This window comes from Pseudomonas sp. Pseusp16 (assembly GCF_047324915.1).
Taxonomy (GTDB): domain Bacteria; phylum Pseudomonadota; class Gammaproteobacteria; order Pseudomonadales; family Pseudomonadaceae; genus Aquipseudomonas; species Aquipseudomonas fluorescens_CD.
On record NZ_CP168522.1, the window covers coordinates 2,043,979 to 2,069,480 of the forward strand.

General features: G+C 62.6%; 22 protein-coding genes and 1 pseudogene. 11 read left to right on the forward strand and 12 right to left on the reverse strand.

The window, feature by feature from the left end; all coding sequences use genetic code 11:
- Positions 1 to 53 precede the first annotated feature (53 nt).
- The 4 genes from ACEN8Q_RS09050 to ACEN8Q_RS09065 all read left to right on the forward strand — a co-directional run bounded on the left by ACEN8Q_RS09050 (position 54) and on the right by ACEN8Q_RS09065 (position 3,710).
- Positions 54 to 368 (forward strand): SCP2 sterol-binding domain-containing protein, encoded by a 315-nt coding sequence (locus ACEN8Q_RS09050; RefSeq protein ID WP_007987439.1) that lies wholly within the window; start codon positions 54 to 56, stop codon positions 366 to 368.
- A 151-nt stretch (positions 369 to 519) separates the two neighbouring features.
- A complete protein-coding gene (locus ACEN8Q_RS09055; protein WP_413423562.1) occupies positions 520 to 1,383 on the forward strand; it encodes a LysR family transcriptional regulator in 864 nt (287 codons plus the stop codon).
- A gap of 105 nt (positions 1,384 to 1,488) precedes the next feature.
- On the forward strand, positions 1,489 to 2,634 hold the full coding sequence (locus ACEN8Q_RS09060; RefSeq protein WP_413423564.1) for a sterol desaturase/SRPBCC family protein: 1,146 nt from the start codon (positions 1,489 to 1,491) through the stop codon (positions 2,632 to 2,634).
- Positions 2,631 to 3,710, forward strand: a complete 1,080-nt coding sequence (locus tag ACEN8Q_RS09065; RefSeq protein ID WP_413423566.1) for an SMP-30/gluconolactonase/LRE family protein — start codon at positions 2,631 to 2,633, stop codon at positions 3,708 to 3,710. The genes ACEN8Q_RS09060 and ACEN8Q_RS09065 overlap by 4 nt, the downstream gene beginning before the upstream one ends.
- A gap of 240 nt (positions 3,711 to 3,950) precedes the next feature.
- Here ACEN8Q_RS09065 and ACEN8Q_RS09070 read toward each other — a convergent pair whose 3' ends face one another.
- The 3 genes from ACEN8Q_RS09070 to ACEN8Q_RS09080 form a co-directional block, all read right to left on the reverse strand.
- Positions 3,951 to 4,184, reverse strand: a complete 234-nt coding sequence (locus ACEN8Q_RS09070; protein ID WP_085714836.1) for a DUF465 domain-containing protein — start codon at positions 4,182 to 4,184, stop codon at positions 3,951 to 3,953.
- Positions 4,185 to 4,409: 225 nt separating this feature from the next.
- Complete coding sequence (locus tag ACEN8Q_RS09075) at positions 4,410 to 6,521, reverse strand: ATP-binding protein (RefSeq protein ID WP_413705023.1); 2,112 nt, start codon at positions 6,519 to 6,521, stop codon at positions 4,410 to 4,412.
- Positions 6,522 to 6,737: 216 nt separating this feature from the next.
- Entirely contained in the window at positions 6,738 to 7,427 is a 690-nt protein-coding gene (locus tag ACEN8Q_RS09080) for a GntR family transcriptional regulator (RefSeq protein ID WP_007973313.1), read from the reverse strand.
- Positions 7,428 to 7,567: 140 nt separating this feature from the next.
- On the opposite strand from ACEN8Q_RS09080, the gene ACEN8Q_RS09085 reads away from it, so the two are divergent.
- From ACEN8Q_RS09085 to ACEN8Q_RS09115, 7 genes are all read left to right on the forward strand, one after another.
- On the forward strand, positions 7,568 to 8,653 hold the full coding sequence (locus tag ACEN8Q_RS09085) for an ABC transporter ATP-binding protein (RefSeq protein WP_413423571.1): 1,086 nt from the start codon (positions 7,568 to 7,570) through the stop codon (positions 8,651 to 8,653).
- A 1-nt stretch (position 8,654) separates the two neighbouring features.
- Positions 8,655 to 9,572 carry an ABC transporter permease gene (locus ACEN8Q_RS09090; RefSeq protein ID WP_413423573.1) on the forward strand — a complete coding sequence of 306 codons (918 nt, stop codon included), beginning with the start codon at positions 8,655 to 8,657 and terminating at the stop codon, positions 9,570 to 9,572.
- The gene (locus ACEN8Q_RS09095) at positions 9,569 to 10,357 is read left to right on the forward strand and encodes an ABC transporter permease (protein WP_008015945.1); all 789 of its coding nucleotides are present in this window, start codon (positions 9,569 to 9,571) and stop codon (positions 10,355 to 10,357) included. The genes ACEN8Q_RS09090 and ACEN8Q_RS09095 overlap by 4 nt, the downstream gene beginning before the upstream one ends.
- A 17-nt stretch (positions 10,358 to 10,374) precedes the next feature.
- Entirely contained in the window at positions 10,375 to 11,457 is a 1,083-nt protein-coding gene (locus ACEN8Q_RS09100; protein WP_413423575.1) for an extracellular solute-binding protein, read from the forward strand.
- Between the two features lie 121 nt (positions 11,458 to 11,578).
- Positions 11,579 to 12,775 (forward strand): amidohydrolase family protein, encoded by a 1,197-nt coding sequence (locus ACEN8Q_RS09105; protein WP_413705024.1) that lies wholly within the window; start codon positions 11,579 to 11,581, stop codon positions 12,773 to 12,775.
- A complete protein-coding gene (locus ACEN8Q_RS09110) occupies positions 12,772 to 14,259 on the forward strand; it encodes an amidohydrolase family protein (RefSeq protein ID WP_413705025.1) in 1,488 nt (495 codons plus the stop codon). The genes ACEN8Q_RS09105 and ACEN8Q_RS09110 overlap by 4 nt, the downstream gene beginning before the upstream one ends.
- A 12-nt stretch (positions 14,260 to 14,271) precedes the next feature.
- A complete protein-coding gene (locus ACEN8Q_RS09115) occupies positions 14,272 to 14,934 on the forward strand; it encodes a flavin reductase family protein (protein WP_413705026.1) in 663 nt (220 codons plus the stop codon).
- Positions 14,935 to 15,073: 139 nt separating this feature from the next.
- On the opposite strand, the gene ACEN8Q_RS09120 is transcribed toward ACEN8Q_RS09115, so the two are convergent.
- The 9 genes and pseudogenes from ACEN8Q_RS09120 to ACEN8Q_RS09160 all read right to left on the reverse strand — a co-directional run bounded on the left by ACEN8Q_RS09120 (position 15,074) and on the right by ACEN8Q_RS09160 (position 25,360).
- Positions 15,074 to 18,172 (reverse strand): error-prone DNA polymerase, encoded by a 3,099-nt coding sequence (locus tag ACEN8Q_RS09120; RefSeq protein ID WP_413705027.1) that lies wholly within the window; start codon positions 18,170 to 18,172, stop codon positions 15,074 to 15,076.
- Positions 18,148 to 19,563, reverse strand: coding sequence for a Y-family DNA polymerase (locus tag ACEN8Q_RS09125; RefSeq protein ID WP_413705028.1), 1,416 nt, complete (start codon positions 19,561 to 19,563; stop codon positions 18,148 to 18,150). Before ACEN8Q_RS09125 ends, ACEN8Q_RS09120 begins: the two co-directional genes overlap by 25 nt.
- 7 nt (positions 19,564 to 19,570) lie before the next feature.
- Positions 19,571 to 20,188 carry a translesion DNA synthesis-associated protein ImuA gene (imuA, locus tag ACEN8Q_RS09130; RefSeq protein WP_413705029.1) on the reverse strand — a complete coding sequence of 206 codons (618 nt, stop codon included), beginning with the start codon at positions 20,186 to 20,188 and terminating at the stop codon, positions 19,571 to 19,573.
- Positions 20,188 to 20,805 (reverse strand): transcriptional repressor LexA, encoded by a 618-nt coding sequence (gene lexA, locus ACEN8Q_RS09135; protein ID WP_413428921.1) that lies wholly within the window; start codon positions 20,803 to 20,805, stop codon positions 20,188 to 20,190. Before lexA ends, imuA begins: the two co-directional genes overlap by 1 nt.
- Positions 20,806 to 20,951: 146 nt before the next feature.
- Positions 20,952 to 21,221 (reverse strand): annotated as a pseudogene (locus ACEN8Q_RS09140) (DUF971 domain-containing protein); the annotation flags it as partial.
- Positions 21,218 to 22,180 carry a HEAT repeat domain-containing protein gene (locus ACEN8Q_RS09145; RefSeq protein WP_413705030.1) on the reverse strand — a complete coding sequence of 321 codons (963 nt, stop codon included), beginning with the start codon at positions 22,178 to 22,180 and terminating at the stop codon, positions 21,218 to 21,220. The gene ACEN8Q_RS09145 and the pseudogene ACEN8Q_RS09140, both read right to left, overlap by 4 nt.
- Positions 22,177 to 23,025 (reverse strand): ABC transporter ATP-binding protein, encoded by an 849-nt coding sequence (locus ACEN8Q_RS09150; RefSeq protein ID WP_413428603.1) that lies wholly within the window; start codon positions 23,023 to 23,025, stop codon positions 22,177 to 22,179. Before ACEN8Q_RS09150 ends, ACEN8Q_RS09145 begins: the two co-directional genes overlap by 4 nt.
- Complete coding sequence (locus ACEN8Q_RS09155) at positions 23,025 to 23,807, reverse strand: ABC transporter permease (protein ID WP_413428602.1); 783 nt, start codon at positions 23,805 to 23,807, stop codon at positions 23,025 to 23,027. Before ACEN8Q_RS09155 ends, ACEN8Q_RS09150 begins: the two co-directional genes overlap by 1 nt.
- A gap of 146 nt (positions 23,808 to 23,953) precedes the next feature.
- The gene (locus ACEN8Q_RS09160) at positions 23,954 to 25,360 is read right to left on the reverse strand and encodes an ABC transporter substrate-binding protein (protein ID WP_413428601.1); all 1,407 of its coding nucleotides are present in this window, start codon (positions 25,358 to 25,360) and stop codon (positions 23,954 to 23,956) included.
- Between the last annotated feature and the right edge of the window lie 142 nt (positions 25,361 to 25,502).

Consider the following 25,502-nt stretch of genomic DNA (forward strand, 5'->3'; position numbering starts at 1 on the left):
TGTGACCCTGGCTGTAATCAACCAGCTCTTAATACCCAAGAAAGGATCGAACCATGACCTCCGTAGCTGATGCCGTACAAGCAATGAAAGCCAAGTTCAACCCAGCCGCTGCTGCCGGTCTGGACCTGGTCTTCGGTTTTCGCATCGACGACACCAAGAACTTCTCGCTGATTGTCAAAGACCAGACTTGCGAGCTGCAGGAAGGCGAGAACCCGGACGCCCAGGTGACCCTGGTGATGGACGGCGAAACCCTGGAAGGCATCGTCAGCGGCGAAACCGACGGCATGCAAGCGTTCATGGGCGGCAAACTGCGCGCTGAAGGCGACATGATGCTGGCCATGAAACTGTCCGAGCTGTTCCCGTCCTAAGCACCCGGTTCCCGCTCTTCGGGAACGTGCAAGGCCGCAAACGAATCCCGCCCCTCGTGGCGGGATTCGTCGTTTTTGCCCTTCGAAAATCGGGGTACCGATTGCCGGCCCCCACTCCTACAATACGAACACTTCCCACACCGGCCGCCCCATGGACATCGACCTCGCCCGCACCTTCCTCGAAATCGTCCGCCATGGCAGCCTGGCCGCGGCTGCCGAGAAGCTCCATGTCACCCAGACCGCGATCACTGCACGGGTGCAAAAACTCGAGAGCCAACTGGGCAGCACCCTGTTCGTGCGCAATCGCGCCGGGGCCCGCCTGACGCCCAACGGTGAAGCCTTCGTGGTCTACGCCAATCAACTGGTGCAAACCTGGGAAGCCGCACGGCGTGATTTGCCGTTGCCCGAGGGTTATCGCGATGTACTGCACATCGGTGGCGAGGTCAGCCTGTGCAATCCGCTGATGCTCGGTTGGGCCGGTGAAATCCGCGAAAAGATCCCCAGCCACGCCTTGCGCATGGAAATCCGTGATGGCGAAAACCTGCTGCGCCAACTGGAGTTGGGCGTACTGGATGCCGCGCTGGTGTATCAGCCCGAGTATTGGCCGCGCTTACAGGTCGAGCAGATTCTTGAAGAAAAGCTCATCCTCGTGCGCTCAGTCGAACGGCCCGAGCCTTACGTGTACATCGATTGGGGCCCAGGCTTTCGCCGCCAGCACGACGCTGCCCTGCCGGAAAAAGCCAAGGCTGCGCTGACCTTCAACCTTGGCCCGTTGGGTTTGCAGTACATTCTCGAAAACGGCGGGAGCGGCTATTTCCGCACCCGCGTGGTACAGCGCTACCTGGAAAGCGGTGTGCTGGAACTGGTGCCCAAGGCTCCGGAATTCAGTTATCCGACCTACCTGGTCTATTCCCGCGACCGCGACTCGCCAACCCTGCAACACGCCTTCGACCTGCTGCGCACGGTCATCGATTCCGACGAAGACTGGTCACAGCGCTGGGACCCACTGACCTGATAACGGTTTGCACCGGATCATGGCCAATGTGCCTTCAAGGTTCGGCCAGTCAACACGCTGGAATCGACTAATCTGCAGAGATAACAATAACGACAGGTGATTGCAGTGAGGCAGACCACCGCAGGATTCCGCAGCCGCTACCGCGCCGACATTCATCCGCTCTACAACCCCTGGTTGCACGGCGCTTTTGTCCTGGCGTTCGGGGCACTGGCGATCAGCATTTTCTGGAGCAACGTGCATCAGGTACGTCCGGCGCAATGGCTGGCGGTGCCCGTCACGCTGCTGCTGTTCAACTTCGGCGTGTACATGGTGCATCGCCACCTGGGGCATCATAAAAAGAGTTTCGCCCGGCTGTTTTATGCCCGTCACGCTGGCGACCACCACAGTTTTTTCACCCCCGGCCACATGACCTACGACAGCGCCCGCGACTGGCGGGTGATTCTGTTTCCGGCATGGCTGATCGTGCTGCACACCCTCGCCGTCGCCCTGCCCCTCTGGTGGCTGCTCAAGCCATTGGATGCGAACGTTGCCGGATTGGCCGGCGGCTTGCTTGTCCTCGGTTACCTGATTTATGAAGTGTTTCATGCCTGCGAGCACCTGCCGCCGCGCAATCCGGTCACACGATTGCCATGGATCCGCCAGATGCGCCGGCTGCACGAGCTGCATCACCGCCGCGAACTGATGCAGGAGCGTAATTTCAACATCGTTTTCCCGCTGATGGACTACCTGTTCGGCACCCTCTATTGGGAACCGGAACCTGCGCCACTCAACCCGCCGAGAACGCCCATGACCCGCATGCAGCATCAGATTGTCATTGCCGGAAACCCGCTGGACGTATTGGCCTACGCCAGTACCGCGAGCCTATGGCCGCAATGGCACCCCTCGTCGCTGCATATCGATGGACCAAAAGGCCCGTTGCATGCCGGCGCACGTTTCGAGGAGGACATCCGCGCCGGTGGCCGCGACGGGCGCTTGAGTTGGGAGGTAGCGGAGTACCTGCCCGGACGGCGCTGGAGCGCCCGGGCCCGGGGTGATCATGGCCTGTCGCTGGTGGTGACCTATGAATGCGATGCCACAGGCCAGGACACACGTTTCGTCCGGACCCTGGAATATCAATTCAGCGGTCTGGCGATGCGGATTGCCAACCGGTTGTTGCTCCAGCGGCGCATCGATCGGGAATCGGCGGAGTCGATGCAGGCATTGCGCGACATGGCGCAGAAGTATCTGGTCGCGACAGGGGTCAGCGCGTGAGCAGAATCTTCAAATGCCTGTTGCTGGTCATCGTCGCCATCGGCGCCTTCCTGCTGCTGATGCCAACCAGGGTGCAACCGGTGGCCTGGGCGCCACAACCCGCGCCTTCCCTCACCAGCGGAATCTACGCCGACAACCAGCGACTAAAGGGTATGGAACGCGTCGGAGCCGCCGACATCGATGGGCCGGAAGCCTTGTTGCTGGAAAACGACACACTCCTCACCGGTCTGCACGACGGTCGCCTGATCCGCACCAGCCTGGACGGCAAGACCACCAAAGTCCTGGTCGATACCGGTGGCCGGCCACTGGGCCTGGCCCGGCATCCCAATGGCCTGCTGGTGATCGCCGATGCCGTCAAAGGCTTGTTGTCACTCGACGCCCAGGGTCGCCTGGTGGCCCTGACCACAGAAGCCGGCGGCGTTCCCTTCGGCTTTACCGACGATGTGGTTATCGACAAACCGGGTCACTACGCCTATTTCAGCGATGCTTCGAGCCGCTTCGGCTATGGCCACGACGGTGAGGCCGTGCTCGAACACGGCGGTGACGGCCGTCTGCTGCGTTATGACTTCCAGTCTGGCAAAACATCGGTTGTGCTGGACAAGCTGGAGTTTGCCAACGGCGTGACCCTGGGACCGGACGATGCCTACGTGCTGGTCAATGAAACCGGCGCCTACCGTATCAGCCGTTATTGGCTCAGCGGCCCCAAGGCCGGCACTCATGACCTGTTTATCGACAACCTGCCGGGGCTGCCGGACAACCTGTCGTTCAATGGTCACGACCGGTTCTGGGTGGCACTGTATGCCCCCCGGAACGCCTTGCTCGACGGCACGGCGGCGCATCCGTTTGTGCGCAAGATGATCGTGCGAGCCATGACCGTCTTGCCCAAACCCGTGGAAAAACGCGGGTTTGCCCTGGGCCTGGACCTTGAAGGCAAAGTGATCGCCAACTTGCAGGACGGCAGCAGCGACAACTACTCCCCCATCACCACGGTGCGCGAGTATGGGGACTGGTTGTATTTCGGTTCGCTGAAAGCGCAGAACATGGTGCGGTTGCCGTTGAGCAAGGCACTGCAATGAGCAAGCCCCGCCTCTGATCCTGTAGGAGCGAGCTTGCTCGCGATAAACCCGAGAACGCCGCGGGGCACCTGCCAACCAGCGTTATCGTTGACGACCATCGCGAGCAAGCTCGCTCCTACAGGGGGGCGGTGTTCAGTTCACAGGGGTATTTGGGCTGGATGATGAGGCACCTCGTCGAGAGCCGTAACATCGGTCTCCGGGCATTCGAGGTGCCGGTTCTGGTTGCCGTTCCAGCCTGGATCAGGACGACGATCCAAGTTGCCTGACGATCTTGTCCTTGACCTCCAGGCGCTTCGCCTTGAGCTTCGTCACCGTGTCATCGCTGGATTTGGCCTCCTCCGCCTTCACCACTTCGGCATCAGCCAGGGAATACTTGTTGATCAGTGAATCCAGTAACGGATCCTTGGTGCGTTTCTGCTGGATTTCTTCCTTTGAGCGTTTCAGATCCTGATAAAGGTCATGGGGCACCGGCATGGAACACCTCCGTTTGTTGATCGACAGCGAGACGCGATCAATTGCGTTCACCAACTATCAGAATGGCCTCGGTTAGCCTGTTCTGTCGACCACCTGTCAGACCAGCGGTGTCCGTTCGTCGTCCTGTCGCAAAGGCCATAAAACCTTCGCCTGCGCCGACGCCTCCACCGGCTGACGATGACTCGATAACCTTTTGAATGCTGTGTGGGGAATCAGCTGTTTTTGTCAGCCGTTAAGCACCGTGCGCACCATTTTTCGAAGTGCTTCGGGATTGTAGGGTTTGCTCAGCAGGTGGGTGTCGGGGCTGAGCTGGTGATTGCGCGAGATAATGTCGCGGGTATGCCCCGAGGTGAACAGCACGGCCACCGGAGGCTCCTGCACTTTCGCCCAGGCTGCCAGGTCCGAACTCTTGATCAGCCCGGGCATGACCACGTCGGTGAAGATCAGGTCCACCGCCAGCCCTTCCAGCAACATTTGCATGGCGACGTCACCGTTGGTGGCCGTGAGGATCTGATAACCCTCTTCGCGCAACAACTCCACCACCGACACCCGCACCGCCTCATTGTCTTCAACCACCAGGATGCGTTCGTGCCCGCCCCGCTGCGGCATATCAGGGTTCAGCGTTTCGCTGGCTGCCACGCGCAAGGTGCGCGGGAAGTACAACTGCACCCGGGTGCCCTGCCCGACGTCGCTGGCGATTTCGATATGACCGCCACTCTGCTTGACGAAACCAAACACCATGCTCAATCCCAACCCGGTGCCCTGCCCATCGGCTTTGGTGGTGAAGAACGGTTCGAACGCCTGGGCGAGCACCTGCGGCGGCATGCCGACACCGGTATCCGCCACGGACACCCGCACATAGTCCCCGGGGGTAATGCCTTTTGCGGCGCAAAATTTGCGATCGAGGGTGATGTTTTCCGCGCAAAGGTCAATCCTGCCCTCGCCTTGAAGGGCATCACGGGCATTGATCGCCAAATTGAGAATGGCGTTTTCCAGTTGATTGCGATCGACAAACACGCTCCAGGAATCTTCAGGTGCCGTCATGTGCACCTGAAGGGTTTCACCCAAGGCACGCAGCAACAGCTCCGCCAGGCCATCGAAAATCTGCCGCAGCGTGAAGACCGCGGGCGACAACGGTTGGCGACGGGCGAACGCGAGCAACTGCGAGGACAGCTTGGCACCGCGCTCGACGGCGGCAATCGACGCCGCGACCCGGCGCTGCACATTGGCGTTACCCGGCTCATGGCGCGCCAGCAGGTGCAGGTTGCCGGCGATCACTTGCAACAGGTTGTTGAAGTCATGGGCCACGCCGCCGGTGAGGCCGCCGATGGCTTCGAGTTTCTGTGACTGGCGCAATTGTTCTTCTGCCGCCAGACGCGCCTCGACCTCATCAGCCACCCGTTGCTCCAGGTTGCGAGTGAACTTGAGCAGGGATTCTTCGGCGGTCTTGCGTTCGTGAATATCGATCAGCACGGCGGGGAAACGAAACGCCTCGCCCTGCTCATCGAACTCGCAACACCCGCTGGCGAGTACCCAGAGGTAACTGTCATCGGGGCGCTGGATGCGGTATTCGGCGTTGTAGGGTTCACCGGTCTCGACCGACAGTGTGATGCGCTCCTGAACCCAGGCGCGATCGTCCGGATGGATCCGGCTTTCAGCGATGTCCTGGGACAGATTTTGCAGGTCTTGTCCGGGCGGATAGGAAAACGTGCGAGCGAAGCGCTCATCACCCGACAACACATTGGTCTTGATATCCCAGACGAAGGAGCCGAGCAAGGCCCCGGCGTTCAGCGCCAGCCGTACTCGTTCGTTGTCGGCGTGATAGGCGTCTTCGGCCGCCTGTCGCCGACGTTCGGATATCACCCATTCGGTGGTTTCCACCACCATGGCCATGACCCCGGCCGGGCGACCGTCATCGTCGGCCACCGGGCTGTAATAGAGGTCGAGCCAGACGTCCTCGGGAACGCCGTCGCGCAGCAGTACCAGGACTTTATTGCGATAGGACAAGGTGCCACCCGCCAGGCAGGTATCCACCACATGGCGATTGAATTCGGCCACCTCGGGCCATCCCAGTTCGACCGTAGAGCCCAGCAGGTACGGATGACGTCCACCGGCAAACTTGGAGTAAGCGTCGTTGTAGATCATGTACCCCGACTGTCCCCAGAGCATCACCATCGGCAACGGCGAGGCAAGCATCAACTGCACCGCACTGTTCAGGCTTTTCGACCATGAGTCGAGTGGGCCAAGTTCAGTCAGGCTCCAGTCGAACGCACGAATGCGTTCGGCCATTTCGCCGTTCCATCCGGCACACCCGTGGCTATCCGCTAGAAACTGCATCGACTGGCCCAATCCCGGTAAATTGCACCCGTTTGTTTCGAGCATTCTGGATGCTATTCGTTTCATAGAGGTATAGCTGATTCTCACGGGCCACTGGAGATCCCCTGTAGGAGCGGGCTTGCCCGCGAAGGCGGTGTATCAGCAGACGAACAGGTTGAATGACACACCGCTTTCGCGAGCAAGCCCGCTCCCACAGTTTTTGATCTTCAGTGGGGACTAGACCTCAATCAAATGCTTGAGCGGGTTGTAACTGCTTTTCAGCGTGGCCGCGACATCCAGAATGGCCTTCTCGATGCCATTCAGGTGCATGCAGGTCAGCTCGATGGCCGCGCTCTGGTTGCCTGCTTCGATGTACTCGATCAGCCGCAGGTGTTCATCGTCGCGGCAGGCCTCATGGCTGTCGTCATCCAGTGCCGCGGCATACAGCGACGCCCGGGAAATCAGCTTCTGGAACCAGTCGAGCAGCACCGGGTTGTTCAGGCTGCGGGCCAGCTTGATGTGGAACTCGCCGAGCAGGTGAATCAGCCGCTCGTGATCACCGCTTTGATGCGCCTCATCCTCCAGCAGCAAGTGATCGCGCAGGTCCTGGGTTACCGCGGTATCGCGACGACGGCACAGTTCACTGACGATACCGATCTCGACCAGACGCCGGGTTTCGAACAGCGAACGGATCTCCTCGTCACTGGGCAACGAAACCGATGCACCTTTATTAGGCTCGGTGGTGACCAGTCCATCGGCTTCCAATTGCTTGAGCGCGGCCCGGACAGACGTGCGGCTGACATTGAACAGCTCGGCCAACGAGGCTTCGCCCAGCTTCATTCCCGGACGCAGCGAGCGTTTGCTGATCGCCTCGTAAACCCCTTGGTAGACGCGGTCGACCGTGGTTTCCAGTTTCTTTTCCGTCATTCATCAACTCCTTCAGCCCTGTGCAAACAACCCTGGCGAATGAACGGCCATTGAAAAAGGGGCTTGCACGAGCAGGTTAATCCGGGTATTTCTAAATTGCATCCAGATTTTGCATACAATAATTAGAGGAATGCACCATTATGGGTCATCCAGTTGCAATTGAAGTGCGAAACGTCTCCAAACGCTATTCCGACGATCCGGGGCTTGCACCCGCCCTCGATAATGTATCGGTGGACATTGCCGACAACGAATTCTTCACCCTGCTCGGCCCATCCGGCTGTGGCAAGACCACCCTGTTGCGCACCATTGCCGGCTTCGAGCATGTCAGCGACGGCGAGATTCGCCTCGCGGGCGAGCCGGTCAATGACTTGCCGCCGTTCAAGCGTCGGGTCAACACGGTGTTCCAGAGTTACGCACTGTTTCCGCACATGAGTGTTGCGCAGAATATCGCCTTCGGCCTCGAGATGCAGGGCCTGGATCGCAAACTGATCCCGCAGCGGGTCGATGAGATGCTCGCGCTGGTGCAAATGCAGCACCTGGCCAGGCGCAAACCAGCCGAACTGTCCGGCGGCCAACAGCAACGGGTGGCTCTGGCCCGAGCCCTGGCGCCGAAGCCGAAAGTGCTGCTGCTGGATGAACCGCTGTCGGCCCTGGACCTCAAGCTGCGCAAGGAAATGCAGGTCGAACTCAAGCGCGTACAGAAAGAAGCCGGGATCACCTTCATTTTTGTCACCCACGATCAGGAAGAAGCGCTGACCCTGTCCGATCGCATTGCCGTGATGTCCGCCGGCAAAATCCTGCAAATCGGCACGCCCAATGAAATCTACGAACGCCCGCAGCACCAGTTCGTCGCGCAATTCATCGGCGATATCAACTTCCTCCCTGGCCACCTCAAGCGCGGCCAGCAGAACGAAAAACTCTTCGTACCCAGCGGCATGCCAGTGGAAATCCCCTGCCCGGCCCAGGGCTTTGACGGCAGCAAGGTGCAACTGGCGTTCCGCCCCGAGCGTTCGCAACTGGTCGAGCCAACCCAGCCCCACCACCTGCGCGGCGTGATCGAAGCCGTGCTGTATGTCGGCACGGCCACGCTCTACCAATGCCGTTTGAACAACGACATCAAGGTCATGCTGCGCGAGAACAACGAAGGCCTGAGCCACGGGCGGGCGGTGGGTGATCGCGTCGCGGTCAATCTGCCACCCCACGCCTGCCTGTTGATGGAGGCCTGAGATGAGCGTCAGCAGCACTTCCCCAGCCCTCAACCGCGCGCTGTTGCTCAGCCCGGTAGTCCTGACCCTGCTGGCCCTGATCGCCATTCCGCTGGGCATCATGGGCTACATCAGCCTGTTGCCGCGCAACGTCTATGGTGGCGTCGACTGGCAGGCCAACTGGCAATTGCAAAGTTATGTGCAGCTGTTTTTCCAGGAAGGTTTCGACGGTGAGCTTGAGCTCAATTGGGTCTACGCCCAGGCACTGATCCGTTCGGTATTCCAGGCCGGCGGCACCACGGTCCTGTGTTTCCTGTTCGGTTTCCCGGTGGCGCTGTGGATGTCGAGCCTCACGCCCCGGCGGCGCAACCTGATGGTGTTGCTGATCACCATCCCGTTCTGGACCAACCTGCTGATCCGCAACTACGCGTGGCTGATCATCCTGCGCGAACAGGGCTGGGTCGCCCAGAGCCTCAACGCGCTGTTGCCGCAGGCCGGCGGTATCACCCTGCTCTACAACGACTTCGCGGTCAGCGTCGGGCTGGTCTACAGCTTCCTGCCGTTCATGATTCTGCCGATCTATTCGACCCTGGAAAAACTCGACTGGCGCCTGGTGGAGGCGGCCTATGACCTGGGTGCCAACCGCTGGCACGCATTGCGCCGGATCATCCTGCCGCTGTCGATGCCGGGGGTGATTGCCGGTGCGTTGCTGGTGTTCGTGCCAAGCCTGGGCGCCTTCATTACCCCGGCCATCCTCGGCGGCGGCAAGACGCTGATGATCGGCAACCTGATCCAGCAGCAGTTCGGCACCGCGCGCAACTGGCCGTTGGGCAGCTCGCTGTCGTTCCTGTTGCTGGGGATCATGTTGCTGTCCCTGGTGCTTTACGCCCTCTATAGCCGCAATGCCGCCAAGACCCACCGCCCGGGAGCCCAAGCATGATTGCCCTGCACCTGAAAAAACTGCCGCTGACCCGTGAAGTCAGCCTGTTGATGCTGGCCTATCTGTACCTGCCGATTTTCGTGTTGATCGCCTACAGCTTCAACGCCAACCGCTCGGCGACGGTGTGGACCGAGTTCTCGCTGGACTGGTACGGGCGCATCCTGGCCAACCCGTCGATCCAGACCGCCGCGCTGAACTCGATCATCGTCGCCAGCATCGCCACGGTGTGCGCCACGGCGATTGCCTTGCTCGCGGCGCTGGCGACTTACCGGCCGTTCTACGGACAGAAAATGGTCGAAGGCGGGATCAACCTGCCGCTGATCCTGCCGGAAATCGTCACCGCCGTGGCCACCCTGCTGCTGTTCATGGCACTGGGGATCAAGCTCGGTTTGCTGACGGTGATCATCGCCCACATCGGCTTCTGCATTCCCTTTGCCTACCTGCCGATACGTGCGCGGCTCAATGACCTGGACAAGAGCCTGCTGGAAGCGGCGAACGACCTGTACGCCAACCCCTGGCAGGTGTTTCGCCGGGTGACCTTGCCGCTGTTGTGGCCGGCGGTGCTGTCCGGTTCGGTGCTGGCGTTCGTGGTCAGCCTCGACGATTTCATCATGACCTTCTTCGTCGCCGGACCGGGTTCGACAACCTTGCCGGTGTACATCTTCTCAGCCATCAAGGCCGGCGTGACGCCGGAGATCAACGCGATCTCGACCCTGATGCTGGTGATATCCATCGTGCTGGTGGTGCTGGCCTTCTGGCTGGGACAGCGCGGTAAACAACAATAAGCCTGGAGACTACGTTGATGAGCAAGAAAGTGAAAAGCCCCCGTTTCGCCGCTGCCAGTTTCGCCGTTGCCGGTCTGGCCTTGAGTTGCTTCACCGCGTTCACGGCGTTCAGCGCCCAGGCCGCCGAGCCCAAGGAACTGTTCTTCTACAACTGGACCGACTACTACCCGGTCGACCTGCTGGCCAAGTTTGAAAAGGAGACCGGCATCAAGGTCACCATGGACGGCTACGACAGTAACGAGACCCTGCTGGCCAAGTTGCAGGCCGGCGGCGCGGCCTATGACGTGATCGTGCCGTCGCAATCGATCATGCGCACCCTGATCAACCAGAACCTGCTGCTGGAGATCGACGCCTCGACCCTGCCAAACTTCCAGTACGTCAAACCGGCGTTCCGCGACCCGGGCTTCGACCCCGGCCGCAAGTTCTCGGCGCCGTACCTGTGGGGCACCACCGGGTTCTCCTATGACAGCGCACGGGTGCCCGGTGGCAAACTCGACGACTCGTGGAAAGAGTTCTTCGAGCCGCGCAAGGAACTGCAAGGCCAACTCGCCGCCCTCGACACCTCCAGCAGCGTGATCAACGCCGCCAGCCACTACCTGAATGTCGACGAATGCAGCGAAAACCCGCAGGACGCCAAGCGCATCCTCGAACTGCTGCAAAAACAGAAACCGTTCCTGAAGATGTACAGCTCGGACAACACCGTCGACCGTATGGCCAGCGGTGAAGTGATCATGATGCAGAACTGGAACGGCTCCACAGCGCGGGCCACCCTGCAGAAGAGCACCATCAAGTACGTGTATCCGAAAGAAGGCCTGGCGATGTTCCAGGACAACTTCGCCGTACCGAAAAGCGCGCCGCACCCCGGTAACGCGAAGATCTTCATCGACTGGATGATGAAACCGGAAAACGCCGCCGCCGTGTCCAACGCCATCGCCTACGCCAACGGCATCCAGAGCGACAAGCTGATCGACGCCAAATGGCGAGTCATGGACGCCATCAACATGCCCGACGAATTCGCCTCGCGCCTGCGCCCGGAAAAGGAATGCAGCAACAAGGCGCGTGAGCTGCAAGACCGTATCTGGGCGAAACTCAAGGGCTGATCCGAGACCGAGTCGCGGCCTTCGCGAGCAAGCCCGCTCCCACAGGGAACGCATTCCAGATGTGGGAGCGGGCTTGCTCGCGAAGAGGCCGGCCCTGACAACATACAACTTGAGGTATTCAATGACCCACCCCCACTGGCTGCGCAACGTGCGCCCCTACGGCGCCCCCGCCGAAGACCTGTTGATCGAAAACGGCCGGTTCAGCCAACGCCGCCCCGCTTCGAACGAAACCCTGTCGGCCACCGACATCGACGGCCAGAACCAGTTGCTCACGCCTGCACTGGTGGAAAGCCACGTGCACCTGGACAAAACCCTCTGGGGCCAGCCATGGCGCCCCAATAGCGCCGGCCCGACCCTCAAGGACTACATTGCCAACGAACGGCGCATCCTGCGCGAAGTCACCACACCGATTGCGCAACGGGCCGGCGCCCTGCTGGAAAACTGCATCGCCCGTGGCTCGCTGACCATGCGTTGCCACGTCGACATCGACCCGGAGTTCGGCCTGCGTCATGTCGAGGCCATGCAACAGCTGCGCGAACAATATCGCGACCTGATCGACCTGCAACTGGTGGTGTTCCCGCAAACCGGCCTGATCAGTCGCCCCGGCACCGCCGAATTGATGCGCGAAGCCATGGCCCTGGGCGTGGAGAACGTCGGTGGCCTGGACCCGTGCGGCATCGATAACGATCCGCTTGCGCAACTGGATTTCGTGTTCAAGCTGGCCAGCGAATTCGACCGTGGCATCGATATTCACCTGCACGACAAGGGTGAGCTGGGCCTGTGGCAGATCGCGCTGATCGCCGACTACACCGAGCGCTTCGCTCGCCAGGGCCGGGTGATGATCAGCCATGCGTACTGCCTGGGGATGTTGCCGTGGAGCCAGGTCAAACCGGTGGCCGGGCGCCTGGCGGTACTGGGTATTTCGCTGATGAGTTCGGCCCCGGCCGATTGCGCGGTGCCGCCGTTCCTGGCCCTGCGCGAAACCGGTGTGAATGTGTGCCTGGGCTCCGACGGCATTCGCGACGCCTGGTCGCCCATGGGCAACGGCGACATGCTGGAACGGGCGATGCTGCTGGCGTTCCGCTTCGACCTGAGCAAGGACGACGAACTGGCGGCGGCGTTCGCGGCGGCAACCGCCAATGGCGCCCAGGCACTGGGTTGCGAAGCCAATCGCCTGGCGATCGGCCAGCCAGCGGATTTCCTGCTGATGCCGGTGCAAACACTGGGTGAAGCGGTGGTTTCGCGGCCGCTGCGTCAGGTCTATCGCACGGGTCAATTGATTGCTGCGGGTGGCCGTTTGCTGGAAAGCCGGCTGTGAAGCGCATCGGCTTGCGGGCCAGTTGTGTGGTCGGCTTCGACGGCACCCGGCATGTGCTGTGGCGCGACGGCGAAGTGGTGTTCGCGGGCTCGCGCATTGAGTTTGTCGGGCGCGGTTATCCGGGCCCGGTCGATCAGTGGGTTGATTACGGCAATGCGCTGATCGGCCCCGGCTTCATCGATCTGGATGCCCTCGGCGACCTCGATTCCACGGTGCTGACCCTGGACAACGGCGACGAGCGCGACATAGGCCGGATGTGGTCGGCGCAGTATCTGGCGCGTGGATCGCGGGAAAGTTACAGCCCCGAAGAAGAAGTCTTCAAATACCGCTACGCCTTCACGCAACTGATCCGCAACGGCATCACCACGGCCATGCCGATCACCTCGATGTATTACCGCGAGTGGGCCGAGACCTACGACGAGTTTGCGGCCGTAGCCGATGTGTCGGCCGAGCTGGGGCTACGCACATACCTCGGCCCCAGCTACATGAGCGGCATGAGTTACTGGCAGGCCGACGGTACGCTGGCGCACCATTGGGACGAAGCCCGGGGCATGGCGGGACTGGATGCCGCTGAACAGTTTTTCCGCGATTTCGACGGCGCGAATGACGGCCTGATTCGCGGGGCGCTACTGCCGGACCGCATCCAGACTTGCACCCCGGCGCTGCTGCAGCGCACCGCCAAGCTGAGCCAGGAAATGAATGCACCGATGCGTTTGCATTGCTGTCAGGGTCTGGGCGAAATGGCGATGGTCGAGCAACTGCGCGGCGCCTCACCGTTGGGCTGGTTGCAGCAGCTTGGGCTTTTGAACCCACGCAGCCTGCTGCCCCACGGCATCTACACCCACGGCGATGACGACTTGCAGCGAGTCGTGGACGGCGGCGCCAGTCTGGTGCATTGCCCGGTGGTGTTCGCCCGCGATGGCGAGGCGCTGAACTCGTTCGGACGCTATCGGGCCAAGGGCATCAACTTCGCCCTGGGCACCGACACCTGGCCGGCGGACTTGCTGGACAACATGCGTCAGGGCTTGAACATCGCCCGCCTGATGGAGGGCGGTAATGACCTGACCAGCACGCTGGACCTGTACAACGCCGCGACACTCGGCGGCGCCACCGCTTTGGGGCGCGACGATCTCGGACGTCTGGCGCCGGGGTGCAAGGCCGACATCACCGTGTTCAACCTGCGCGCAATGCACCTGGGACCGTTATTCGATCCGCTGAAAAATCTGGTGCTGGCCGGTCGCGGTGACGACTGCATCGCCAGCTACATCGATGGCCGCTGCGTGATGCAGGACGGCCAGGTCAAGGGCATCGACTACTGCGCCCTGCAACGTCAGGCCCAACGGCAATTCGAAAGGCTGATGCGCAGCCACAGCGACCGGGCCTTTGGCCAACCGGACTGGAAAAGCCTGTTCCGGCCGGCCATCCCGTTCGCCGACGACTACAGCGCACAGGCGCCACTGAGCGCGATTGATCCCCTTTTTTAGAGAATTCTGCCCATGCAAAGCTTCGACTTCAGCCAACTGAGCCCCCGGGACAAATACAAGATCCTGATCGGCAGCGTCGTGCCACGGCCGATTGCCCTGGTCACCACCGTCGACGGCGAAGGCCGGGTCAACGCAGCACCGTTCAGCTTCTTCAATGCGCTGTCGGCCGACCCGCCCATCCTCGCCCTTGGCGTGGAAAACTACGACGACCAAAGCCCCAAGGACACCACCCGCAACATTCAGCTCAACCAGGAATTCACCGTCAATATCGTCAGCGATGCACTGGTGGAAGCCATGAACGTCTGCGCCGTGCCCTTCGCCCCCGGCTTCGACGAATTGACCGCCGCCGGCCTCACCGCCATCCCAGGCACCACGGTCAAATGCCCTCGCATCGGCGAAGCCCCGGTGGCGCTGGAGTGCCGGCGGATGATGGCGCTGTCCATCGGCCAGTCGCGGGAAATCATCTTCGGTGAAGTGCTGATGGCCCATGTGCGCGACGAACTGATCGATCCGAAAACCCTGTACATCGATCAATTGGGGCTGGATGCGATTGGACGCATGGGTGGGCATGGCTATTCACGCACGCGGGATTATTTCGATTTGCCGACACGCTCATTGCAGGCATGGACGGAAGCACCGGGCGGTGGGGAACGGTTTTGGCCGCTGGGCAAGTAGCCAGTTACACATAAACCTGTAGGAGCGAGCTTGCTCCGGGCGGCGATCCGACGATGGTCGTCAACGATACCGCTGGTAACCTGACACCCCGCGGCGCTCTCAGGTTCATCGCGAGCAAGCTCGCTCCTACAGGGGGGGGTCAGTGAAAATCCCGGCTACGCACAGTGATGCCATCCAGTAGCGGGCTCAAATCACTCAAGCGCCCGGCAATCAGGTGCCGGACCTCGCCCTCTTTCTCCCAACGCCCATCGACCTTGAGCAACTGCGAGCCGACCAGCACCCGGCGCTGTCGCTCGGCCAGGTCACGCCAGACCACCACGTTGACGTTGCCGAACTCGTCCTCAAGGGTGACGAACGTCACGCCGCTGGCGGTGGCCGGGCGTTGTCGGCCGGTGACCAGCCCGGCGACGCTGACCGGCCGACCGTGTTCGACGTCCAGCAACTCCTGCGAACTGCGGCAGCGCCGCGCCTTCAACTCACTGCGCAACAGGGCCAGCGGATGCGGTCCGAGGGTGGTGCCGACACTGGCGTAATCGGCTTGCAGGTCCTCGCCCACGGTGGGTTTGGGCAACGACACCGCGTCCTCCTCCCGGCTCGGCAGGCCGGCAAACAAACCCAGCTGCTTTTGTACCCCGGCCACTTCCCAGCGTGCCCGGTGCCGGTCGCCGGCCAGGCCACGCAACGCGCCGGCATCGGCCAGTTGCTCCCGGGCGCGGGCATCGAGTCGCGCCCGTTCGCCGAGGTCGGCGATGTCGGCAAACGCGCCTTTCGAGCGGGCCACCTCGATGCGCCGCGCATCGTCCTCACGAAAGCCCTTGATCATGCGCATGCCCAGGCGAATCGCCGGCTGCGCACCACTGACCGGTTCCAGGCTGCAATCCCAGTCACTGGCGCGCACGTCCACCGGGCGAACCTGCAAATGATGACGGCGAACGTCCTGCAGAATCTGGTCCGGGCTGTAGAACCCCATCGGCCAACTGTTGATCAGGGCACAGGCGAAGGCCGCCGGCTCATGGCATTTCAACCAGCAACTGGCGTAAGTCAGCAAGGCAAAACTGGCGGCGTGGGACTCGGGAAAACCGTAGCTGCCAAAGCCCTTGATCTGCTCGAAGATCTGCGCGGCAAACTCCGGCGTGTAGCCCTTTTTTTTCATGCCGGCGGCCAGTCGATCCTTGTGCGGTTCCAGCCCGCCATGGCGCTTCCAGGCGGCCATGGAGCGGCGCAACTGATCGGCCTCGCCGGGGCTGTAGTCGGCGGCGACGATGGCGATCTGCATCACTTGTTCCTGAAACAGCGGTACACCCAGTGTGCGTTTCAACACCTCGCGCAACTCTTCGGAGGGGTAGCTTTCGAGTTCTTCCTTGTTTCGTCGCCGCAGATAGGGATGCACCATGCCGCCCTGAATAGGTCCGGGGCGAACGATGGCCACCTCGATCACCAGGTCATAGAACTTGCGGGGCTTGAGCCTGGGCAGCATCGACATTTGCGCCCGGGATTCGATCTGGAACACGCCGATGGTGTCGGCGCGGCCGATCATGTCGTAGGTTTGCGAGTCTTCAGAGGGGACCGTCGCCAGACTCAAATCCAGATTGCGATGACGGCGCAACAGATCAAAGCAACGGCGTATCGCACTGAGCATACCCAGAGCGAGGATATCGACCTTCAGGAGACCGACCGCGTCCAGGTCGTCCTTGTCCCACTGAATGATGGTGCGTTCGGCCATCGCGGCGTTTTCCACCGGCACGAGGTGGTCCAGCGGCTGCTCGGAAATGACGAAGCCGCCGGGGTGCTGGGACAGGTGCCGGGGGAACCCGATCAGTTGCCGGGTCAAACTCAGTACCCGGCGCAGCACCGGGCTTTCGGGGTCGAAACCGCCTTCACGCAGGCGCTCCACGGGCGGTGTTTCATCACTCCAGTGACCACAGCAATCGGCCAGGGCATTGATCTGGTCTGGCGGCAGACCCAACGCCTTGGCCACGTCACGCACTGCACCGGCTGCATGGTAAGTACTGACCACGGCCGTCAGTGCCGCACGGGTTCGACCATAGCGCTGGAACACGTACTGCAAGACTTCTTCGCGGCGTTCGTGCTCGAAGTCCACATCGATATCCGGCGGCTCGTTGCGCTCCCTGGAGAGAAATCGTTCAAACAGCATGTTCATTCGCTCGGGGTCGATCTCGGTGATGCCCAGGGCGAAACACACCGCCGAGTTGGCCGCCGAGCCTCGGCCCTGGCAGAGAATCTTCTCGCGCCGGGCGAAGGCGACGATGTCCTGAACGGTCAGGAAATAGCTTTCATAACCCAGCTCGGCGATCAGCCCGAGCTCCTTGTCGATCAGCCCGCGAACCTTGTCGCTTGCACCGTCGGGCCATCGCTCGCGAATGCCGCGCTCGGTCAACTCCCGCAGCCAGGATTCCGCGCTGTGCCCTTGCGGTACCAGTTCGCGGGGATATTGATAACGCAATTGGCCGAGATCAAAGGTACAGCGCCGGGCAATGGTCAGCGTTTCTGCCAGCAACTCTGGCGGATAAAGCGCCTGCAGCACGTCGAGGCTGCGCAGATGGCGTTCGCCGTTGGGATGCAGGCGCAACCCGGCATCGGCCACCGGCAGGTGATGACGGATCGCCGTCATGGTGTCCTGCAAGGCGCGCCGGCCGCGAGCGTGCATGTGCACATCGCCGCTGGCCACTGGGGGAATCCGCAGCTCCCTGGACAGGGTCAACAGATTATTCAAACGCTGGGTATCGTCCTGACCGCGGTGCAGTTGCACCGCCAGCCACAGGCGTTCGGCGAAAACCTGCTTCAGCCAGCAGCCCTGTTCGAAGTCATCCACCGCGTCCGGCACCCACAACGCCAACAGCCCCGGCAACGGTTCGCTGAAGTCCTCGCGCAGCACCTGATACTGGCCTTTCTGCGTGCGCCGCCGGGCGTGGGTGATCAATCGGCACAGCGCCTGATAGCCCTCGGGGTTCTCCACCAGCAGCACCAGCTTCGGACCGTTCTCGATGCGTATTTCACTGCCGATGATCAGCGGCAACTCCACGGACTTCGCCGCTTGCCAGGCGCGAACGATGCCCGCCAGGGTGCACTCGTCGGTCATCGCCAGGGCTTGATAACCCTGTTCTTTCGCACGCTGGAACAGCTCGAGGGCGCTGGAAGCCCCGCGCTGGAAGCTGAAGTTCGACAGGCAGTGCAATTCGGCATATTCGATGCTCATGCGAACCAGCCCTGCAGCCACAACGGGCCGTCCTCACCGACCGCCCGGTAGGCCCAGCCCTGTTGGCCGGCACGGGTTTCGATCAGGTAATAGTCACGACGTACGTCGTCACCGTCCCACCAGCCGGACTCGATACGCTCCGGCCCCATGAGGATGCGCGCCGAGCCCTGATGCACGGCCAGCGGTTCAGTCAGCAGCCAGCCCGGCCGTTTCACGGCGGCCGGCACCGCGCAAGGCTGGCTGTCGGCACTGGCCTGCCACGCGCACTCGGGGCGGTGATCGGCCTGGAAACGCAAGCCATGCACCGCGTCATCCCCCAGCCGTGCACGCAGGCGTTCGCGCAACTGCTCCCAGGGCAGGGACTGTTGCGGGCGATCGTCGAACAGTTCCCGATGCTGGGGCACGAAGGCCGGCAAATCCTCGGCGCGCAAGCGAAAGCCGCGCACCGGCGCCTCGACCTGGACTTGCTCCAGCCGCCCCCGGGCCAGCTCGAAGAGCATCGCCGGATCGCGCTCGGCGCTGAGCAGGCCGACCTTGATGACCGTGTCCGGCAACCCGGCATGCTCCAGATGCAGGTCGAAACGCTGTACGCCGCTGTCGCGACCGCAGAGGAACGCCGACAGGTCGCCAGTCAACCGGCGCAACGGAAACAGCAAGGCTTGATGGGACTGCACATCGAAATTGAGCTCGATACGCACATCGAAGCGGTCCGGCGGCAAGTAAAACGCCAGCGCCAGCCGCCGCAAACCGGACAGGGCATCCAGATGCTTGAGCACCTGGACCTCGAAACGCCGGGCCAGGCTGTGCCTGGGCAACGCCTGCACCTGGCTCAAGGTGCGCAGGCCCATGCGCGACAAGGCCGTGGCGACCGATGCGTCGAGGCCGACCCGGTCGACGGGCATTTGCCCCAGATGATGCTGCAAGGCTTGATCGTCCGGCACCACCAGACCGTCATAGACGTTGGCCAGCACCCGCGCCGCCACCGGGTTGGGCGCGGCCACGATGCGGTGCCGAAACCCCAGCTCACCGAGCTCACGGCGCAAAAGCGCTTCGAATTGCGGCCAGGCACCGAACAGGCCGAGACTGGATTCGATCTCGAACACCACGGCCCGGGGGTAATGCACGCTGACCTGGGAACTGAAGCGATAGGCCCAGGCGGCGAGAAACTGCTGCCAGTGTTCGATTTCAGCGGCATCGTATTCGGCCGTGACAAAACCTTTGCTCAAGGCCTGTGCCGCGCTCATGGACTGGCCGGGACGCAAGCCCAGCGCCCGCGCCGCACCGTTGACTGCCTGCAGCACCCGGCGCTGGGCCGGGCCGGTCAGCAACGCCAGGGGTTCCTCGGGATCGGCGCGCTGACGCAGTACCGCGTCCAGCGCCAATTGCGGGAAAACAATGCAGACCCAGCGCATGGCAACCTCAATGCCCCACGGCGAAGGCAATCGGCGCCGAACGGGCCAGGCCGCCACGGCACTTGAGTACACGCAGTTGTGCCGGTCGGGCATCGATGGCGATGCGCAAGGCCGCCGGCGAAGGGTTGATCGCTTCACTGAGGGGACGATAGGCGAAGGCCAGGGTCTGGCCGGTTTCCGCCGCCACCTGCAAGCGGCGCAAGGCGCGGTCATCGGCCTTGTGCGGCCAGCACAGCACCGCACCGCAACTGCCCGAGCGCAGGCATTGTTCCGCGGCCCACAGCGCATCGCGCTCGCCGGCCTGGATGATCGACAACTGACGCAGATCGACCCCGGCGCTCTGCCACGCCTGGGGATACGGCAAATAAGGCGGCGCCACCAGCACGATGCGCTCGCCCGCCGCCGACAGCCGTGCCAGTGTCGGCCACACCAGTTGCAACTCGCCCACGCCCTGCCCGGCCAAGAGGATTTCCGTCAGCGCCGCCTCCGGCCAGCCTCCGCTGGGCAATGCGGCGTCCAGCGCGGCATGCCCGGTGGGTTGCGGGCTGGCGGCCGCTGGCGCAGGCCTGCCCTTCCAGACCTGGCCAGCATTGAACAGCGTATCCAGCGCAACGACGGCACCCATCAGCCTTGCCTCACCAGGCCACAGAACACGCCTTCGATGGCCAGGTCCCGGTCGGCTTCGACAATAATCGGCTGGTAGGCCGGGTTGCGTGGCAGCAGGCGAACCACATCGCCGACCCGCTCGAAGCGCTTGATGGTGACTTCGCCGTCAAGCCGCGCCACGACGATCTGGCCGTTGAGCGCCTCCGGATTGCGGTGCACGCCCACCAGATCGCCGTCGAGAATACCGTCCTCGATCATCGAGTCACCCCGAACCCGCAGCATGTAGTCCGGCACCCGCGAGAAGATCGACGGATCGAGCAGCAAGCGGCTATGGACCTCCGCATCGGCCCCGATCGGCGCACCGGCCGCAACCCGGCCGAGCACCGGGATGTCCAGCAACTCGGGACGCGGTGGCTGCCCGAGCAGGCGAATGCCCCGGGCCTGGTGCGGGTTGACCTCGATAAACCCGGCTTCGGTCAGCGCCAGCACATGCTTGCGCGCCACGCTACGGGAGGCAAAACCGAACACCTCGCTGATTTCAGCGAGGCTCGGAGGCTGACCATGCTCGGCGATGCGATCGCGGATGAAGGTCAGGATGGCGGTACGGCGGGGAGTCAGAGTCGTCATGGAGTACATTTGTACTCTTTTGGCTTTTGCCTGGCAAGGACCGTGTAGGAGCGAGCCTGCTCGCGAAAACCGTCCAGGCGCACCGGTTCCTCCAATTGCATCGCTTTATCGTTCGCGTCCATCGCGAGCGAGCTCGCTCCTACAGAGGGGCCGGCCAGACCGGAAAGATATGCCCACGGATAAATCCCGCGCTCATGACCATCGCTGAACACCAGTTGCAGTCCATACCCCTGCGAGTGCAATTCAATAACCCGAACCCGCGCATCGACCATCGGCGTCATCCCCCGCATACGAAACGCCCGGCACTGCGAACACGGGCACTGCCGACGCAGTTCGGCGTGGTCCAGCCACTGCTCGCGACCATCCGGCCAGTTCAGTCGCAACTGCTGTTTGCTCCGTGAATTACCCACCGCCAGCGGATTCATTGCAGTTGACTCAAGGCAATGCGCACGGCCTTGCGCACTTCCGGGTCGCCGTCGTCCTGTGCGGCCTGCAATGCCGCGATGGCCCGCGGGTCGTTCAATTCGCCCAGGGCCAGCGCGGCCTCCTTGCGCAGGTTGCTGATGCGGTGGCCGAGGGTGTCGATCAGCGCATCGAGCGCAGGTACAAATCGCAAGCGACCGAGGCTGCGGGTGGCGCGCAGGCGCACTTGCCAGTAATCGTCACCCAAGGCATCGATCAGGGCCGGGCCGGCGTCGAGGTGGCCGACCTTGCCCAGGGTGGTGGCGGCTTCTTCGCGGACTTGCCAGGCGGTGTCCCGCAAGGCTTGGCGCAGGGCCGGCAGCACCTGCGCGTCAGACGCCAGGCCCAACGCCCCGGTGGCGGCACGCCGTACGTCGGTGTCCGGGTCATCGCTGGCCAACCGCGCCAGCGCCGGCAAGGCCTCGAGTTGCTTAAGCCAGCCGAGCACACCTACCGCTTCGCGGCGCACACCGGCGCTTTCATCGTCCAATGCCCGTGCAGCCGCATCGGCGGCATCGGGGCAACGCAACTCGCGCAAGGCCCTGAACGCGGCAATGCGTACGCCAGTGTCGGCGTGCCCGGTCCACGGCAGTATGACCCGGCCCGCCGCCTCGCTCTTGAGCAGGCTAAGGCTTTGCGCAGCGGCCGCCTGCACCGCCGGGGATGGATCAGTCAGCGCCTGGCACAACGCTTCGACCACGGGCTCGTCCTCCCAGGCTTCCAGCAACCGCGCGGCTTCGGCGCGAACGTCGGCAATCGGGTCTTCGGCCAGTCGATCGATCAACCACAGCAGGCCGTCCGGTTCCTCAAGATCGGCCAACTCGATCAACGCGATCCGGCGTACACCGGGGTCGTCATCGGTCAGGCGCGGCTGCAGGGCAAGAATGTCGTCGTTATCGGTTACATCGAATAGTGAGGTCATAGGGCAAATCGCGGCAGTTTGTTTTCAGGGGGAAGGCCGAGCGGATTCAGGCGCGGCAGCTGCCGGCCGTCTTCGTGGCGCAGGAGTTCGAGGCAATGACGCTTCAGGTGCGAGAATTCAGGGCGGGTCACCAGCTCCGTGCTGCGCGGCCTGGGGAAGTCCAGGCGCAGGTCTTCGATGATCCGCCCGGGGCGTGAACTCATGACCAGCAAGCGGTCGGCGAGGAACAGCGCTTCGTCGATGTCATGGGTGACAAACACCACGGTGGTGCGGATGCGCGTCCAGATGTCCAGCAGCAGTTCCTGCATGTTCAACCGGGTCAGGGCATCGAGGGCACCGAAGGGTTCATCCATCAGCAACAGGCGCGGGCGGTTGACCAGCACCCGGGCAATTTCCACCCGTTGCTGCATGCCGCCGGAGAGCTGATCGGGCCAGCGCCCGGCAAACCCTTCGAGCCCCACCAGGGCGAGGATTTCATCCGCCGCCTTGTGCCGTTCGGCCTTGCCGACGCCACGCATTTTCAAGCCGAACGCCACGTTGTCACGCACCGTGCGCCACGGAAACAAGGTGTGCTGCTGGAACACCATGCCGCGTTGTGGCGATGGCCCCGATACCGGCGCGCCATCCACGTTCAAGGTGCCGGTGCGCGGTTGCAGGTGCCCCGCCAACGCGCCGAGCAAAGTCGACTTGCCGCAGCCGGACGGCCCGAGAATGCACACGAACTGTCCCGGTTCGATCTGGCAATCGAGACCCTGCACCGCTTCGAAGGCCGCTTGGCCCTCGCCCAGGCTGATTGACAGCCCGCGAATATCGATACGTCCTTGCAGGTGTTGAAAAACGCTCATCAGGCTTTTCCTCGTGGTCGATGCCAGGGCGTGAACAGCCCGCCCAGACGTTTGATCAGCAGGCTGCTGCCCATGCCGAGCACGCCGATCAGCAACATGCCGACGACGATGTCGGCGTAGTTCTGGATGGTGTAGGACTCCCAGGTGTAATAACCAATGCCGAACTGGCCGGAGATCATTTCTGCCGTGACCAGGCAGAACCACGAGGTGCCCATGCCGATGGCCAGGCCGGTAATGATGCTGGGTCCGGCCCCGGGAAGTACGACCTCCAGCAGGATTGCCCGGCGCCCTGCCCCGAGGCTTTTCGCCGAGGCGATCAGCCGCGGGTCGACGCCTTCGACGCCATGCACGGTGTTGAGCAGGATCGGGAACAGTGCGCCGGTGAAGGTGATGAACACCATCGACAGTTCCGACGAAGGAAACATCAGGATCGCCAGGGGAATCCACGCCACCGCCGGGATCGGGCGCAGCACTTCCAGGGGCGGCAGCAGCAGGTCTTCGGCCCATTTCGAGCGACCGATGGCCAGGCCCAGGGCCACACCGATGATCAGCGCGGCGAGGTAGCCGGCGAATACCCGGCCAAGGCTGCTGCCCAGGTGTTGCGCGAGTTTGCCCGAGTCGCCGAGGCCGAGGGCGGCTTCAATGACCGCCACGGGTGTCGGGACGTTGGCGAAGGTCACCAGGCCGAGGTTCCAGTGGTGGCTGGCGGCGAGTTGCCAGAACAGCAGGCAGAGCAGCAAGGACGCGGCTCTGGGGATCCAGCGTGAATATGATCGGTACACAATTATTCCTCTCAACCCACCTCCTGTAGGAGCGAGCTTGCTCGCGAAGAACGCCAACGATTACGCGCTCTGTCTGACGGATCGCGTTGTCCGGACGTTTTTAGCGAGCAAGCTCGCTCCTACAGGGGGCTGTGGTGTTTCGGCTGTTAGCGAACAGCCACGGCTTGTGCGGTAGCATCGGTGAAGTCGTACACTTTCCCGCCCTGGGCGGTGGCGAACTGCTGGGCCTGGCCCTTGAGCAGGAACGCACTGAGTCGCCCTTTCGCATCACTGGCAAACCACGCCTGATCCGCCAGCAACTTGATCCCGCTGTCGCTGGCCTGGGTGTACACCGCGCGGATGTTTTTGCCTTCCTGCTTCAGGGCGGCCAACGCCGTGAACGCCAGCTCCGCCGACGCGTACTGGCGGACTTTCGGTTCGCCGCGGACCCAGATCTCGGCCACGTGGCTGAAGTCGGTGATGCCTTTGCCGCTCGACGCATCCACCGCTTTAAGCGGCGTCTGCGCGTAGTTGGCCAGTTGCGCTGTGTAGTCCAGGTTCGACGCCTTGAACGCGGCGCGAATGTATTGGTCGTCGATGAAGGTATTCAGATCGAGACCGCGATCGGCCTTCTTCAACAACTTCAGGGTATCGATGGCAGTGCCCACGGCCTGACGGTATTCCGGCTTCCAGCTCAGGTCACGGGTCTGCACGCCGAGGGGGCCATGGAACAGGTAGTTGACCTCGGCATCGACCCCGGTGACCTTGGCGATCAGCTCGCTGTATTTCTCCGGTTCAGCCGCCAGCAACTGGTTGGCTTCGATACTCGCCCGCAGGTAAGCGACGACGATTTCAGGGTACTGCCTGGCATAGGCCTGATCGACCAGCGCACCGTGGAAGGTCGGCGCGTTGGCCTGGGAGCCGTCATAAATCTTGCGGGCGAAACCACGGCTCGGGAACAGTTCGGCGAAGGGCACGAAGTCGGCGTGAGCATCGATCTTGCCGGCCTGCAACGCGGAGCCGGCGACTTCCGGCGGCTGGGCGATGATGTTCACGTCCTTGAGCGGGTCCCAGCCCTGCGCCGCGACGGCGCGCAGCAACATGCCATGGGCGGTGGAGGCGAACGGCACGGAGATGCTCTTGCCCTTGAGCTCGGCCAGCGACTGCACGCCGGATGCACTCGGCACCACGATGCCGTTGCCGCTGCCCTTGGTGCTGCCCGACAGCACGCTGATAAACAGGCTGTGCTTGCCCGCCGTTTCAAAAGCCACACCATTGAACGCACCGGGGAAATCGGCCATGGCGCCGAAGTCGAGTTTGCCGGCCACCATCTCGTTGGTCAGGGGTGCGCCGCTGGTGAAGTTTTTCCACTGCACGTCGTATTGGGCGTCTTTATAGGGGCCCTCGTGGGGCAGGTATTTGTCCAGCAGACCCAACTCACGAATCAACAGGCCACCGGCGGCGCAGTTGATGGTGGTGTCCTGGGTGCCGATGGCAATGCGGATGGTTTCGGCTGACGCCGACAAGGTGAAGGAAGCCAGTACCAGACCGGCCAAAGCTGCACGCAACATCATGAGTGTTTCCCCTCGAATCATTTATTGGATGTTCGTCTCCGCCGCGATCAGGGCGCGGTGGGAAACGAGGGGTGTTTTGAAGCAGGCGTCCGGTGGTGGCCGGATGGCTTTTGTGTCGTATTTACTGGCCTCATCGCTGGCA